Here is a 14,006-nt window from a genome sequence, read left to right on the forward strand (position 1 = left end):
ATTTCATCGATTGAGGGTTGCAAGACAGACGAGTCTCGGTGCACAGTGGACGCGTGGCCAGTCGCAGCGCAGACTCCAGGACCGGGAACGGATCGTCACCAACGGTCGATGCCGTCTCCCTCGCAATCATCGAGCAGCTCCAGGAGGACGGGCGTCGTCCGTACGCCGCGATCGGCAAGGCCGTCGGCCTCTCCGAGGCGGCCGTGCGGCAGCGCGTCCAGAAGCTGCTCGATCAGGGCGTGATGCAGATCGTCGCCGTCACGGACCCGCTCACCGTGGGGTTCCGGCGGCAGGCGATGGTCGGCATCAATGTCGAAGGCGACCTCGATCCCGTCGCGGAAGCCCTGTCGGCCATGGCCGAGTGCGAGTACGTGGTGATGACCGCGGGCTCCTTCGACCTGATGGTGGAGATCGTCTGCGAGGACGACGACCACCTGCTGGAAACGATCAACAAACGCATCCGGGCCATCCCCGGCGTGCGCTCCACCGAGAGTTTCGTCTACCTGAAGCTCAAGAAACAGACCTATATGTGGGGAACCCGATAGCCGTGAGCAAGGACCTCAGCCGAACCGCGTACGACCACCTGTGGATGCACTTCACCCGCATGTCGGACTACGAGAACGCGCCCGTTCCCACCATCGTGCGTGGCGAGGGCACCTACATCTATGACGACCAGGGCAAGCGCTACCTCGACGGCCTGTCCGGCCTGTTCGTGGTCAACGCCGGTCACGGCCGTCACGAGCTCGCCGAAGCGGCCTACAAGCAGGGCCAGGAGCTGGCCTTCTTCCCGGTGTGGTCCTACGCCCACCCGAAGGCCGTCGAACTGGCCGAGCGGCTCGCCGACTACGCGCCGGGCGACCTCAACAAGGTCTTCTTCACCACCGGCGGCGGCGAGGCCGTCGAGACCGCCTGGAAGCTTGCCAAGCAGTACTTCAAGCTCAAGGGCAAGCCGACCAAGTACAAGGTCATCTCGCGTGCGGTCGCCTACCACGGCACCCCGCAGGGCGCCCTGTCCATCACCGGCCTGCCGGCCCTGAAGGCCCCCTTCGAGCCGCTGGTCCCCGGCGCGCACAAGGTGCCGAACACCAACATCTACCGTGCCCCGATCCACGGCGACGACCCGGAGGCCTTCGGCCGCTGGGCCGCCGACCAGATCGAACAGGAGATCCTCTTCGAGGGACCGGAGACGGTCGCCGCGGTCTTCCTGGAGCCGGTACAGAACGCCGGTGGCTGCTTCCCGCCGCCGCCCGGGTACTTCCAGCGGGTCCGCGAGATCTGTGACAAGTACGACGTGCTGCTCGTCTCCGACGAGGTCATCTGCGCCTTCGGCCGCCTCGGCACGATGTTCGCCTGCGACAAGTTCGGCTACGTGCCGGACATGATCACCTGTGCCAAGGGCATGACGTCGGGCTACTCCCCGATCGGCGCCTGCATCGTCTCGGACCGCATCGCCGAGCCGTTCTACGAGGGCGGCAACACCTTCCTGCACGGCTACACCTTCGGCGGGCACCCGGTCTCCGCAGCTGTCGGCCTCGCCAACCTCGACATCTTCGAGCGCGAGGGCCTCAACCAGCACGTCCTGGACAACGAGAACGCGTTCTTCACGACGCTGCAGAAGCTGCACGACCTGCCGATCGTCGGCGACGTCCGCGGCAACGGCTTCTTCTACGGCATCGAGCTGGTGAAGGACAAGGCCACCAAGGAGACGTTCACCGACGAGGAGACCGAGCGCGTTCTCTACGGCTTCCTCTCCAAGGCGCTGTACGACAACGGTCTGTACTGCCGGGCCGACGACCGCGGCGACCCGGTCGTCCAGCTCGCGCCGCCGCTGATCTCCGACCAGTCGACGTTCGACGAGATCGAGGGCATCCTCCGGAGCGTCCTGACGGAGGCCTGGACGAAGCTCTGAGAGGGACGGTGATCCGGGCCGCGGGTCGATCGGCTGATCGACCACGGATCGATTGACCGATTGACCCCGGCCCGATCACCAGTCGACCGCATTCCAGCGGTCATTTCATACGGTCCACACGGCCCGGATGCGCCCATTCGAGTGGGAAGAAGCGCACCCGGGCCACGTGCTGTGCGCACACCGCGGTCCGAATCCTTACGGTGCCGAGTGACCGATCGGCCCCCTCTTCGTTCCCCCGTACGGGGGACGGGAAATCTGATCTGAACCGAGGTGTACGCCATGGTGGCCCCGCCGGACAACGACGTGATCTGGGCGCGTTCCCTGCACCACTCCCACAACGGCTCACCCGCGCTCGGCGGGATCTCCCTGGAGGTCCACGACGGCGAGATCCTCGCCGTGACCGGCCCGCGAGGCAGCGGCAAGACGACTCTGCTGCACTGCCTCTCCGGCCAACTGGTGCCTCAGCAGGGCGAGGTGTGGTTCAACAGCGTCCCGGTCCACACCATGGGTCCGCGGCTGCGCGAGCGGCTGCGCCGTGACCGGTTCGGCTGGATCGCACCCGATCCCCAGCTCGTACCGGAGCTGAACACCTGGGAGAACGCAGCGCTTCCCCTGCTGCTGCGCGGCACCTCGCACCGGGCCGCGAAGAAGGCCGCCATGGAGTGGCTGGAGCGGCTCGACATCGGCATGTGCGCCAAGAAGCGGCCGCACATGCTGCTCCAGGGGCAGCGCCAGCGGATCGCCGTCGCCCGCGCGCTGGCCGGCTCACCCACGGTGATCTTCGCCGACGAGCCGACCGCGACGCTGCACCGCACGGACCGCACCCACGTGCTGCGGACACTGACGAGCGCGGCCCGCTCGCACGGCATCACGGTCGTGCTCGCCACCCATGACGTGGAGGTCGCCTCGCTGGCAGACCGCACGGTCCCGCTGCTGGACGGCCGCCGCGTCGCCACCGTCGCCCTGCCCGCCGCGTCCGATACGGAAGGCCACGCGGCGTGCTCGCTCTCCGTCTAGCCCGCGGTACCCATCCGCTGGTCCTGGTACGGCGACTGCTGGTCGCGGCCGCCTCGGCCGGGGTCGGCTTCCTGCTGCTGTGCACCCTGGCATACGCGTCGACGCATCCGGCGTACTCGACCGTCTCGGTGCTGCGGCTGCTGTGGTGCTTCGTGCCGCTGGCCGCCACTGTGCAGTTCGCGGTCGCGGTGGCCCGTACGGACCCGAGCACCCGCCCGCGTCCGGGGCTGTCCGCCGTCGGTCTGGGGCCGGTCCGGCTCGGCGTGCTGGCCGCGTTCTCCACCGCCATGTCCTGCGCCCTCGGGTCGATGGTGGCGCTGCTCTTCTTCCTGCATCTGCGCGGCGATCTGACCGGGCTGCCGTTCGACGGTGCGGCGGCCGAACTGCTGGGCGCAGGAGCCCCGTTGCCGGTGGCCGCAGCCCTTGTTCTGCTGACGCTGGTGCCGGTGGCCGCGGCGGCGGCGAGCGCGATGGCGCTGCGCACCCGGCCGCTACAGGCGGCGGTGCCGGAGGACGGCACGCAGGACATCGTGCCGGACGAGCAGATCCCGGCTCCGGCGGCTCCGCCGACCGGACTGCCGTGGGGCGTGGCGCTGACGGCAGCCGGTCTCGCGGTCGAGGCGTACGCGAGCCTTGATGGCGCGGGCAGCCCGTTCCCCCTGCCGGGAATTCCCGACGCCACCCCGGTGTGGGTGCTGGCGGGGTGGTCGCTGACGGCAATCGGTCTGGCCATGGCGGGTCCCGGACTGACTCACCTCTGCGGACAGCTGCTGCAGGCGGTGCGTCCCGGAGCCGTACGTCTGCTGGCCGGAAGGGTGCTGATGGACGAGGCGCGCCGGATCGGCCGGCCGCTGGGTGTGGTCTGCGCGGTGCTCTCCGCGGTGATCGCGGCGTTCGCGCTGTACGGGACGGGACCTCGTCCCTTCGGCCCGCTCACCGCGCTCGGCGCCGTACTCGTACTGGGCTGCACGACGGCGACGCTGCTGACCTCCGCCCTGGAGGCGAAGCAGGCCCGCGCCCACCTGGCTCAGACGCTGCTGCGGCTCGGTGCGCCGGCCTCGGCGCTGCGGGCAGCGACGGCCCTGCGGGTCGGCATTCTGCTGGTCGTATTCGCCCCGATCACCTGGGCGATCGCCGAATTGGCCGCGCTGCCGCTGACCGGCTGACGGGCCGCTGGCCGGCCGAGCGGTTCAGATCGTTGCGAGCCGGCTGACCAGCGCGTCGAAGAACGCCTCCCAGCCGTCCTCCGCCGCCGCGTACTGCTCGGCCGTGAGGTTGCCGCCGCGCTGCTGGAAGACCATCTCGGTGGTCCTGTCGCCGCGATCGGTGAACGTGACGGTGACGATCTCGCCCTCGATGTCGTCGGGTGCGGTGGCGTCCTTCAGCGTGAAGACGAGCCGCTCGGGTGCGACCACCTCCCGGTAGACACCGTGGAACGGCATCTCGGTGCCCGGCACCACGACGACCAGGCTCCACCTGCCGCCCGGCCGGACATCCATCGACACCCGGTCGAGCGGCACCTCGGCGTCCCCGCCGTACCAGGCGGCGAAGTGCTCGGGGGTCGTCCAGGCCTCGAAGACGAGTTCCCGCGAGGCGTCGAAAATACGGGTGATGTCGATGCCCTCGCGTGCCGATTCAGTCATGGTCCCTGTCCTTTTCGGAGTCGTTCCGGATCTTCTGAAGCTGCTTGAGGTGTTCCCCGAGGCGGTCGAAACCGCTCTCCCAGAACGTTCTGTAATGGTCCAGCCACTCCGTGGCGTCCGCCAGCGGCGCCGCCTCCAGCCTGCACGGCCGCCACTGCGCCGACCGGCCGCGCGTGATCAGCCCGGCGCGCTCCAGCACCTTCAGATGCCGGGAAACCGCGGGGAGGCTCATGTCGAACGGCTCGGCAAGTTCGGTGACCGTGGCCTCGCCCACGGCCAGCCGCGCGAGGATCGCGCGACGGGTCGGGTCGGCCAGAGCCGCGAAGACGGTGCTGAGCCGGTCCGCTTCAGTCATGCTCCTTAACCACCTCGTTAATTAACCGATGTGTTTAATATAGCGCGGAGCTGCCCCGTCAGCCGCGGCGCGCCGCGCCTAGAACGCCGCGGGTAGTACCACTGTCTCCGACGCGTCGAAGGTCACACCCACCGACGCGCCCTCCTGAGGGGTGTGCCGCAGCGGGCACTCCGCCTCCAGGAGCGGTCCGCTCTCGGGGTGGAGGGTCACGGAGACATGGTTGCCCCGGAAGGTGCGCGCGCCGACCGTGCAGCGCAGCCCTGACTCCGGGGATCCGAGCAGTACGCCCGCCGGACGCACCAGCAGAGCGCACGGGCCCTGCGGCGAGCCCTCCATCACCGGCACCTTTCCCCACGCCGTACCGGCCGCCGCGCCGGTCACCGTCGCGTCCACCACGTTGTCGAAGCCGAGGAACCGGGCGACGAAGGCGGAGGCGGGGCGCTGCCAGACCTCCAACGGGGTGCCCGCCTGGGCGATCCGCCCGTCGCGCATCACGATGACCCGGTCGGCGAGGGCGAAGGCCTCGCCCTGGTCGTGAGTGACGGCGAGCACCGTCGTCCCCAACCGGGCGAACAGGGTGCGCAGTTCGACGACGAGGCGTTCGCGCAGACTGCGGTCCAGCTGGCCGAGCGGCTCGTCCAGCATCAGCAGCTTCGGCCGCGGGGCGAGCGCCCGCGCGAGGGCGACACGCTGCTGTTCGCCGCCGGACAGCGCGGCGACGGCCCGCCGTTCGGCGCCGGGCAAGCCCACCAGTTCGAGGAGTTCGGCGACCCTGCGGTCCTGGTCGCCGCGTGTGACACCGCGCATGCGCAGCCCGAAGGCGACGTTGGCGCCGACGTCCCGGTGCGGAAAGAGCTGATGATCCTGGAACATCAGGCCGAGACCGCGCCGGTGCACCGGAACGCCGGTCTGGTCGACGCCGTCGAGGAGCACCCGGCCGCCGTCCGGCGGGTGCAGTCCGGCGACCACGCGCAACAGGGTCGACTTGCCGCTGCCGCTGGGCCCCAGGACGCAGACGATCTCGTGGTCCGCGACCCTCAGATCCACCGCGTCGAGCGCCGCCCGCTTCCCGAAGAGGACCGTGGCGGATTCCAGTGTCAGCATGTCCAGAACACCCCGAGCATCGTCAGAACTCCCCGGACCGGTCGGGGCGGATACGTTCGAGCAGCAGCAGCGACACCGCGCACACCAGCATCAGAATCGTGCTGAGCGCCATCGCCTGCCCGTAGTTGAGCTCCCCGGACCGTCCCAGCAGCCGCGCCACGGCCACCGGCAGGGTCGGGTTGTCGGGCCGCGCGATGAACACCGTCGCCCCGAACTCGCCGAGCGACACGGCGAACGCGAAGCCCGCCGCGACCAGCACCGCTCTTCGCACCAGCGGCAGATCGACCTCGCGCCAGGCCCGCAGCCGCGACGCCCCGAGCACCGCCGCCGCCTCCCGGAGCCGCCCGTCCACCGCCCGCAGGACCGGCAGCATCGTCCGTACGACAAAGGGAACGCCGACCAGCGCCTGGGCGAGCGGCACCAGGATCCACGAAGTCCGCAGGTCCAGCGGGGGCCTGTCCAGCGTGATCAGAAAACCGAAGCCGACGGTGACGGCGGACACCCCGAGAGGCAGCATCAGCAGCGCGTCGAAACCCCGGGCCAGCCGCCCGGCCAGGGGGGTCCCCCCGGCCGAGTCCGTTCGAGGCTGGGGGAGCGTCAGCGCGGCCGCCGCCAGCCCGCCGACGATCAGCGCGATCACAGTCGCGACCAGCGCGTACTGCATTGAGTTCCCGATCGCTTCGAGAGGTGCGACCAGGAACGTGCTGCCGCTCGCCTCCGCGGACTGCAGGGCGCGGTAGTAGCCGAAGCCGTAGCCGCCGGGGGTGTCCAGCGAACGTTCCACGAGCACACCGAGCGGCAGCAGGATCAACACCAGCACCGTCAGCAGGACCCCGCCGAGCAGCGCCCACTGCCCGGTGCCGCGCGGCCTGCGGGAGGTCTGCGCCGGATCGACCAGCTTCAGCGCCGTTTCCCTGCGCCGCACGGTCCACGCGTGCACGGCCAGGATCGCGCCGACCGCGGCGAACTGAACCAGCGTCAGCACGGCGGCTGTCGAAAGGTCGAGGAGCTGGGCGGTCTGCCGGTAGATCTCGACCTCCAGCGTGGAGTAGGCCGGACCGCCGAGGATCTGTACGACCCCGAAGGAGGTGAACGTGAAGAGGAAGACCATCAGCCCAGCGGCGGCCACCGCGGGCGCGAGGGCCGGCAGAGTGACCCGCCGCCACGCCGCGAACCGCCCGGCGCCCAGCACCCGGGCTGCCTCCTCCTGCCGCGGGTCGAGCTGCGACCACAGTCCGCCGACGGTCCGCACGACGACCGCGTAGTTGAAGAAGACATGGGCGAGCAGGATCGCCCACACCGTGGTGTCGAGACGCACGCCCGCCAGTTCGTCGAGGAAACCGCCGCGCCCCAGCAGCGCCAGGAAGGCCGTCCCCACGACAACGGTCGGCAGGACGAACGGCACGGTGACGACCGCCCGCAGCACCTGCTTGCAGGGGAAGTCGAAGCGGGCGAAGACATACGCACCGGGCAGCGCGATCAACAGGGTCAGCGCGGTCGACGCGAGGGCCTGCCAGGTAGTGAACCAGAGGACGTCGAGGATGTCCGGCCGGGTCAGCACCTCGCCGATCCGGCCGAACTGCCAGGCGCCGTCGGCCTTCAGCCCGCGGCCGACGATCGCGACGACGGGGTAGGCGAAGAACAGCGCGAAGAACGTGACGGGCACGGCCATCAGACCGAGCCGCACCACGCTCCCCCGCCACGCCCCCGCGCGCCGGGGATCCGCGAGCCCGGACCGGGCGCGCGAACCCTTCCCGCCCGCGCCCGGACCGCGTACGGGACTCTTCGCTACTTCACTACGAGCGAGGACCACGACTGGACCCACTGCTCACGGTTCTTGGCGATGGCGTCCGGGGCCACGGTGGTGGGCCTGTCGACCGTAGCGCCGAACTCCGTGAAGAGCTCCGGCAGCTTCGCGTCCTTGGTGACGGGGTTCACGAACATGTTGAGCGGCATGTCCTCCTGGAACTTCTTGCTGATCAGGAAGTCCAGCAGCGCCTTGCCGCCCGCCTCGTTCTTCGCGCCGTTCAGCAGACCGGCGAACTCGATCTGACGGAAGCACGTCCCTGTCGCGACACCGGTCGGAGCCTCGCTCGGCTGCGGCTTCGCGTAGAGCACCTCGACCGGCGGGCTGGAGGCGTACGAGACGACGAGCGGCCGGTCCGCCTTGGCCTTCGTGCCGCCCGCGGACCCGGAGAACTCCTCGTTGTACGCCTGCTCCCAGCCGTCGACCACCTTCACGCCGTTGCTCTTCAGCTTCTTCCAGTAGTCCTGGTATCCGCTCTCGCCGTAGGTGGCGACGGTGCCGAGGAGGAAGCCGAGACCGGGCGACGAGGTCGCGGCGTTCTCGGTGACGAGAAGGTTCTTGTACGCGGGCTTCGCCAGGTCGTCGAAGGTCTTCGGCGGCGCGAGCTTCTTGTCGGCGAAGTACTTCTTGTCGTAGTTGATGCAGATGTCGCCGGTGTCGATCGGAGTGACCCGGTGCTTGGCCGCGTCCAGCTGGGCGTCTGCCGCGACCCGGTCGATGCCCTTCGCCTCGTACGGGGTGAACAGTCCGTTGTCGAGGGCCCGGGAGAGCAGCGTGTTGTCGACGCCGAAGAACACATCACCTCGCGGGGAGCCCTTGGTCAGGATCTCCTGGTTGAGGGCAGCGCCTGCGTCACCGCTCTTCAGCACCTTGACCGTGTAGCCGGTCTCCTGCGTGAACGCCTTCAGCACGTCCTTGGAGGCGTTGAACGAGTCGTGGCTGACAAGGGTCACGGTCTTGGAGCCGGAGCCCTTCGTGTCACCGGCCCCTGACGCCGAGTCGTCGGAACTGCCGCAGCCGGCCAGTGCCGTGACGCCGAGCGCGGCGGCGAGGGCCGTCGCCGCGAGCTGCTTGGTCCCGCGCGTGGTGCGGGTGGTGCTCATTATGAATTCCTCCTGGGTTTGACCAGGAAGAGACGCGGCCCTGCCCTTGGAGAAGCGGGCAGGGCGCAACAGCATGAGTTGATGACCGAACTTCCTACCCGGAATGACCCGGGCGAGGTTCAGAGGGTCTGCGGCCAACCTGTCCTCGGTGCCGCACTCTCAGCGCTGTGGCGCTCCCCTGTCGGAATATGAAGTTGATTTCGGGCCCAGGTTACACGGGCCCTTTCGGCCTCAGCGCTCGGATGCCGCCAGCTGCCCGCAGGCCCCGTCGATCTCCTGGCCGCGGGTGTCCCGCACGGTCACGGGCACTCCGTGGGAGGCGATCGCATCGACGAACGCCTTCTCGTCCTCGGGCCGGGAAGCGGTCCACTTCGAGCCGGGCGTCGGGTTGAGCGGGATCAGGTTGACATGGACGCGCTTGCCTTTGAGGAGTCGGCCGAGCAGGTCACCGCGCCAGGCCTGGTCGTTGATGTCGCGGATCAGCGCGTACTCGATGGAGATCCGACGGCCGGACTTCTCCGCGTACTCCCACGCCGCGTCCAGCACCTCGCGTACCTTCCAGCGCGTGTTCACCGGCACGAGCGTGTCCCGCAGCTCGTCGTCCGGCGCGTGCAGCGAGACGGCGAGGCGGCACTTGAAGCCCTCGTCGGCAAAGCGCAGCATGGCCGGCACCAGGCCCACGGTGGAGACGGTGATGCCGCGCTGCGAAAGACCGAGACCGTCCGGCTCCGGGTCGGTCAGCCGGCGAATCGCGCCAACCACCCTCTTGTAGTTGGCGAGCGGCTCGCCCATGCCCATGAAGACGATGTTGGAGAGCCGCGCGGGCCCGCCCGGAACCTCCCCGTCACGCAACGCCCGCATGCCGTCCACGATCTGGTGGACGATCTCGGCGGTCGACAGGTTGCGGTCCAGACCGGCCTGCCCCGTCGCGCAGAACGGGCAGTTCATCCCGCATCCGGCCTGCGACGAGATGCACATCGTCACCCGCTCCGGGTAGCGCATCAGGACGGACTCGACCAGCGTCCCGTCGTGCAGCTTCCACAGCGTCTTACGGGTGGTGTCGTCGTCGCAGCTGATGTGCCGGACCACGGACATCAGGTCGGGGAACATCGCCTCGGCGAGCTTGTCCCGTGAACCGGCCGGGATGTTGGTCCACTCGGCCGGGTCGTGCGCGTACCGCGCGAAGTAGTGCTGTGACAGCTGCTGCGCGCGGAACGGCTTCTCGCCGATCGCGGCGATGGCTTCCTTGCGCTCGGCGGGCGTGAGGTCGGCGAGGTGCCGCGGCGGCTTCTTGGCTCCGCGGGGCGCGACGAAAGTGAGTTCTCCGGGCTTAGGCATGGTTTCTCCAGTGTCGCAGACACGCCGTGGTGCCAGCAGTCGTCGCCGGCTCAGGCGGGACAGGGTGCGACCGCGCCCGGTCGACGGTGCTCCTTGCCGGTCGCCATTGGCGGCCCCGACGGCCCACAGACGGCCCGGCCGCGCCCGCGGACCGTGACCGATCGCACGACACGCACGTGGTGCGCACAGCAGCCCACCGCCACTTAGAATCGAATATGTGTCCGAAAATCTCTCTCGTCCAGTGACCTGCGCATCGTGCGCGAGTGGCAGGCGTGTCGGCCGGGCGAACAGATCGCACCACCGCCGAGCCGGATGAACGCGGGTGGCGCGCCCCAGACCGACGCCGTCCGCACGGGCGACTGTGGCATGAGCGGACAGAGAACGCGGACGACGCGGCGCGATCAGGCCCTGCGCGCACTTAGGCCGACCGGCAATGGGGGGTGGGTGAAGGAGCGGGGCTGGGGTGCGTGCATCGCAAGGCGGAGGATTGGGCCATGGCGGAGCCAAGGTGATTGACGACAACGCCGCGAGGTGCGTGCCCCAGCCCCGTGACGCCGCCCCTCCAATTGCCGGTCGGCCTTACAGAGGACGGCATCGCGGCTTGCCCGTAGCGCCGGCCTGACAGAAAGCCAAGAGAGCCAGGAGTGCTTTGAGCCACGAGCTGTCGGACCCCGAGGACACGTGTGACGTACCGATCACCGTGCACCGAGCAGCGGGAGCGGGTGGCCGTCGGGTCACGATCCGCGCTCAGACCGCGGGCCTCGCTCACAGCGACGCCGACGTGGTCGAGTTCCTGCGCCGCGCCGGACTGCCGGACGCCGATGACGTGCTGGACGACCCCCGGTGGGTGAAGTGGCAGGGCGGGAGACCGCACGAATACGGCGCGGCCTAAGGGCTGTCCCCCGGCGTCTCGGGCGACGACGGAGACACAACTCCGGCTGCACGCCTTCCCGTACCTCGGACCGCGGCCCCTCGCATCGTTCGACATCACCCCGCGGAAGCCTGCGCCTGCCGAGTCCGGCTCATCGCGCAGACAGAGGAGTGAGGGCCCGCCATCCTGTGGATCACGGACCCTCACTCATAAAAACGCAGGTCAGGCTGGGCGCCGGCCCGGCTTCTCAGCTGGAGCCGACGAAAAGCACCAGCAGGAGCCAGACCACCGGAGCGGTCGGCAGCAGCGAGTCCAGTCGGTCCATGATCCCGCCGTGACCGGGGAGCAGCGTGCCCATGTCCTTGATCCCGAGATCCCGCTTGATCATGGACTCGCCCAGGTCGCCCAGAGTGGCGCTGGCAGCGACCGCCAGGCCGAGCAGCAGCCCCTGCCACCAGGTGCCGTCGTCGATCAGGAACTGCATGCACAGCGCACCGGCGACCATCGCGAAGGCGACCGCTCCGAACAGTCCCTCGCGGGTCTTCCCGGGGCTGATCCGTGGCGCGAGCTTGTGCTTCCCGAAGCGCCAGCCGACCGCGTACGCGCCCGTGTCGCTGACGACGGTCAGCAGGAGGAAGGTGAGGACCCGCTGCGGCCCGTCGTCGGCGCTCAGCAGCATCGCGACGAAGGTGGCCAGGAAGGGTACGTAGAACGCGGCGAAAACACCGGCCGTGACGTCCTTGAGGTACCCCTCGGGCGGCTCGGTCATCCGCCAGACGAGCACCGCCAGGGCGGTCAGGGCCATGGCGACCCAGGCGCCCTCGGCTCCGCGCACATAGCCGGCCACGATCATCGCCGCGCCGCCGATCGCGAGCGGTACGAGCGGTGCCTTGATGCCCTTGCGCTCCTGCAGCCGGGAGGTGAGCTCCCAGAGGCCGACGACGACGGCGATCGCTATCACGCCGATGAAGACGGCCTTCACGATGAAGAGCGAGGCGGCGATGACGGCCCCGAGCCCCACACCGACCCCTATGGCGGCTCGCAGGTCACGGCCCGCACGTTTCTTCTGCGGGGGCGGCGGCGCGGTGGACATGGGCTCCTGCGGCTTCTCGTCACGGTACGGGGGACCGCCGCGCCGGCCGACGGCTCCCCCGTACCGGTCATCACGGTCGTCAGCGTCTCTACCTGCATCGGGAACGTCCGGCACGATGGGCATGGGCCGAGTCTGCTGGGCGTCATGCACATCGTGTACAGGACCTGCCGGGGCAGCCCTCATCTCGGGCGTACTCCCGTAGCCGGCTCCCTGCGGGGCGCCCCAGGAAGAGTCGTTCATCAGACTTCGAGCAGCTCGGCTTCCTTGTGCTTGAGCAGCTCGTCGACCTGCGCGACGTACTTCGCAGTGGTGTCGTCGAGTTCCTTCTCGGCGCGACGCACCTCGTCCTCGCCGGACTCCTTGTCCTTGACCAGCTTGTCCAGGGTCTCCTTGGCCTTGCGGCGCACGGCCCGGATGGAGATCTTGGAGTCCTCGGCCTTCGCCTTCGCGACCTTGATGTAGTCGCGCCGACGCTCCTCGGTGAGGTCCGGGAAGGTCACCCGGATGATATTGCCGTCGTTGCTCGGGTTGACGCCGAGATCCGAGTCGCGGATGGCCTGCTCGATGTTGCGCAGCGCGCTCTTGTCGAACGGCGTCACGACGGCCATGCGCGGCTCGGGCACCGAGAACGAGGCGAGCTGGTTGATCGGGGTCAGCGCGCCGTAGTAGTCGGCGACGATCTTGTTGAACATCGCCGGGTGCGCACGGCCGGTACGGATCGCGGCGAAGTCCTCCTTCGCGACGACGACGGCCTTCTCCATCTTCTCCTCGGCCTCGAGGAGGGTTTCTTCGATCACCACGTGCTCCTGCGTGTCTTGAGTGGGCCCGGCGTGCTCGGGCCCGGCGGGTCCTGCGTCGCGTCCTCACCTGCACGGTGTCCGACCGGCAGGCCGTTGTCCATCCTTCGGGACCGTCCCCCGGGTGTCCCCGGTCGGCCCCGGGGCCGTCGGGGGATTCCCCCGGGCGGCCCCCCGGTTGTCAGGCCCGGGTGCCCTGGTCGCTCACGAGCGTGCCGATCTTCTCACCCTTGACGGCGCGGGCGATATTGCCGGCCGCGGTCAGCTCGAAGACGAGGATCGGCAGCTGGTTGTCACGGCAGAGCGTGATGGCGGTGGCGTCGGCAATCTTGAGATCGCGGGCGAGCACCTCGCTGTACTCCAGCGCGTCGAACTTCACCGCGTCGGGGTTGGTCTTCGGGTCGGAGTCGTAGACCCCGTCCACCCCGTTCTTGCCCATGAGCAGACCCTCGGCGTCGATCTCCAGGGCGCGCTGGGCGGCGGTGGTGTCGGTGGAGAAGTACGGCATGCCCATACCGGCGCCGAAGATGACGACGCGTCCCTTCTCCAGGTGGCGCACGGCGCGCAGCGGGATGTACGGTTCCGCGACCTGCCCCATGGTGATGGCGGTCTGGACGCGGGAGTCGATGCCCTCCTTCTCCAGGAAGTCCTGGAGCGCCAGGCAGTTCATGACGGTGCCGAGCATGCCCATGTAGTCGGACCGGGCCCGGTCCATGCCCCGCTGCTGGAGCTCGGCGCCGCGGAAGAAGTTGCCGCCGCCGATGACAACCGCGATTTCCGCACCGCCCCGGACGACAGCCGCGATTTCCCGGGCGATGGCGTGTACGACATCGGGGTCGACGCCGAGGCCCCCGCCGCCGGCGAATGCCTCCCCGGACAGCTTCAGCATGAAGCGTCCGGCCACCTTGCCGTCCTCGCGCTTGTGGTCACCTTTGGCGGCGTCCGCGCCCTTGTTCATGGAGATTCTCC

15 protein-coding genes and 1 riboswitch are annotated in these 14,006 nt (G+C 69.3%); of the genes, 6 read left to right on the plus strand and 9 right to left on the minus strand.

The genetic code is table 11. The annotated features are described in order from the left end of the window. Positions 1–38 precede the first annotated feature (38 nt). From OH809_RS12760 to OH809_RS12775, 4 genes are all read left to right on the plus strand, one after another. Complete coding sequence (locus tag OH809_RS12760; protein WP_406422275.1) at positions 39–545, plus strand: Lrp/AsnC family transcriptional regulator; 507 nt, start codon at positions 39–41, stop codon at positions 543–545. Then, on the plus strand, positions 530–1,909 hold the full coding sequence (locus OH809_RS12765; RefSeq protein ID WP_266980987.1) for an aspartate aminotransferase family protein: 1,380 nt from the start codon (positions 530–532) through the stop codon (positions 1,907–1,909). Before OH809_RS12760 ends, OH809_RS12765 begins: the two co-directional genes overlap by 16 nt. 279 nt (positions 1,910–2,188) lie before the next feature. Beyond that, entirely contained in the window at positions 2,189–2,926 is a 738-nt protein-coding gene (locus tag OH809_RS12770; protein WP_406422274.1) for an ABC transporter ATP-binding protein, read from the plus strand. After that, positions 2,908–4,092 carry a hypothetical protein gene (locus OH809_RS12775; protein WP_406422273.1) on the plus strand — a complete coding sequence of 395 codons (1,185 nt, stop codon included), beginning with the start codon at positions 2,908–2,910 and terminating at the stop codon, positions 4,090–4,092. Before OH809_RS12770 ends, OH809_RS12775 begins: the two co-directional genes overlap by 19 nt. 24 nt (positions 4,093–4,116) lie before the next feature. Here the strand turns inward: OH809_RS12775 and OH809_RS12780 are convergent, their stop codons facing one another. The 6 genes from OH809_RS12780 to rlmN form a co-directional block, all read right to left on the minus strand. Next, the gene (locus tag OH809_RS12780) at positions 4,117–4,569 is read right to left on the minus strand and encodes an SRPBCC domain-containing protein (RefSeq protein ID WP_406422272.1); all 453 of its coding nucleotides are present in this window, start codon (positions 4,567–4,569) and stop codon (positions 4,117–4,119) included. Next, the gene (locus tag OH809_RS12785) at positions 4,562–4,924 is read right to left on the minus strand and encodes an ArsR/SmtB family transcription factor (protein ID WP_406422271.1); all 363 of its coding nucleotides are present in this window, start codon (positions 4,922–4,924) and stop codon (positions 4,562–4,564) included. Before OH809_RS12785 ends, OH809_RS12780 begins: the two co-directional genes overlap by 8 nt. A gap of 78 nt (positions 4,925–5,002) precedes the next feature. Next, positions 5,003–6,028 carry an ABC transporter ATP-binding protein gene (locus OH809_RS12790; RefSeq protein WP_406422270.1) on the minus strand — a complete coding sequence of 342 codons (1,026 nt, stop codon included), beginning with the start codon at positions 6,026–6,028 and terminating at the stop codon, positions 5,003–5,005. Positions 6,029–6,050: 22 nt separating this feature from the next. Continuing rightward, positions 6,051–7,700, minus strand: coding sequence for an ABC transporter permease (locus tag OH809_RS12795; RefSeq protein WP_406515099.1), 1,650 nt, complete (start codon positions 7,698–7,700; stop codon positions 6,051–6,053). A gap of 116 nt (positions 7,701–7,816) precedes the next feature. Beyond that, complete coding sequence (locus tag OH809_RS12800) at positions 7,817–8,938, minus strand: thiamine ABC transporter substrate binding subunit (RefSeq protein WP_406422268.1); 1,122 nt, start codon at positions 8,936–8,938, stop codon at positions 7,817–7,819. Between the two features lie 73 nt (positions 8,939–9,011). Continuing rightward, positions 9,012–9,128, minus strand: a riboswitch (TPP riboswitch). A gap of 41 nt (positions 9,129–9,169) precedes the next feature. Next, entirely contained in the window at positions 9,170–10,276 is a 1,107-nt protein-coding gene (rlmN, locus tag OH809_RS12805; protein ID WP_406422267.1) for a 23S rRNA (adenine(2503)-C(2))-methyltransferase RlmN, read from the minus strand. Between the two features lie 312 nt (positions 10,277–10,588). On the opposite strand from rlmN, the gene OH809_RS12810 reads away from it, so the two are divergent. Beyond that, on the plus strand, positions 10,589–10,792 hold the full coding sequence (locus OH809_RS12810) for a DUF6233 domain-containing protein (RefSeq protein ID WP_406425221.1): 204 nt from the start codon (positions 10,589–10,591) through the stop codon (positions 10,790–10,792). A 133-nt stretch (positions 10,793–10,925) separates the two neighbouring features. Beyond that, positions 10,926–11,168, plus strand: a complete 243-nt coding sequence (locus OH809_RS12815; RefSeq protein WP_406515100.1) for a hypothetical protein — start codon at positions 10,926–10,928, stop codon at positions 11,166–11,168. Between the two features lie 226 nt (positions 11,169–11,394). Here OH809_RS12815 and OH809_RS12820 read toward each other — a convergent pair whose 3' ends face one another. The 3 genes from OH809_RS12820 to pyrH all read right to left on the minus strand — a co-directional run bounded on the left by OH809_RS12820 (position 11,395) and on the right by pyrH (position 13,995). After that, positions 11,395–12,480, minus strand: a complete 1,086-nt coding sequence (locus OH809_RS12820; RefSeq protein ID WP_406422265.1) for a phosphatidate cytidylyltransferase — start codon at positions 12,478–12,480, stop codon at positions 11,395–11,397. After that, complete coding sequence (gene frr / locus OH809_RS12825; RefSeq protein ID WP_406422264.1) at positions 12,480–13,037, minus strand: ribosome recycling factor; 558 nt, start codon at positions 13,035–13,037, stop codon at positions 12,480–12,482. The genes OH809_RS12820 and frr overlap by 1 nt, the downstream gene beginning before the upstream one ends. A gap of 181 nt (positions 13,038–13,218) precedes the next feature. Then, positions 13,219–13,995 (minus strand): UMP kinase, encoded by a 777-nt coding sequence (gene pyrH / locus OH809_RS12830; RefSeq protein ID WP_266981013.1) that lies wholly within the window; start codon positions 13,993–13,995, stop codon positions 13,219–13,221. Between the last annotated feature and the right edge of the window lie 11 nt (positions 13,996–14,006).

This window comes from Streptomyces sp. NBC_00873 (assembly GCF_045207415.1).
Taxonomy (GTDB): domain Bacteria; phylum Actinomycetota; class Actinomycetes; order Streptomycetales; family Streptomycetaceae; genus Streptomyces.

Excerpts from the sequence above, each read along its gene's own strand:
- OH809_RS12770 (WP_406422274.1), top strand. The coding sequence starts at position 2,189 with ATGGTGGCCCCGCCGGACAACGACGTGATCTGGGCGCGTTCCCTGCAC.
- OH809_RS12780 (WP_406422272.1), bottom strand. The coding sequence starts at position 4,569 with ATGACTGAATCGGCACGCGAGGGCATCGACATCACCCGTATTTTCGAC.
- OH809_RS12785 (WP_406422271.1), bottom strand. The coding sequence starts at position 4,924 with ATGACTGAAGCGGACCGGCTCAGCACCGTCTTCGCGGCTCTGGCCGAC.
- OH809_RS12790 (WP_406422270.1), bottom strand. The coding sequence starts at position 6,028 with ATGCTGACACTGGAATCCGCCACGGTCCTCTTCGGGAAGCGGGCGGCG.
- OH809_RS12795 (WP_406515099.1), bottom strand. The coding sequence starts at position 7,700 with ATGGCCGTGCCCGTCACGTTCTTCGCGCTGTTCTTCGCCTACCCCGTC.
- OH809_RS12800 (WP_406422268.1), bottom strand. The coding sequence starts at position 8,938 with ATGAGCACCACCCGCACCACGCGCGGGACCAAGCAGCTCGCGGCGACG.
- rlmN (WP_406422267.1), bottom strand. The coding sequence starts at position 10,276 with ATGCCTAAGCCCGGAGAACTCACTTTCGTCGCGCCCCGCGGAGCCAAG.
- OH809_RS12810 (WP_406425221.1), top strand. The coding sequence starts at position 10,589 with ATGAACGCGGGTGGCGCGCCCCAGACCGACGCCGTCCGCACGGGCGAC.
- OH809_RS12820 (WP_406422265.1), bottom strand. The coding sequence starts at position 12,480 with ATGAACGACTCTTCCTGGGGCGCCCCGCAGGGAGCCGGCTACGGGAGT.
- pyrH (WP_266981013.1), bottom strand. The coding sequence starts at position 13,995 with ATGAACAAGGGCGCGGACGCCGCCAAAGGTGACCACAAGCGCGAGGAC.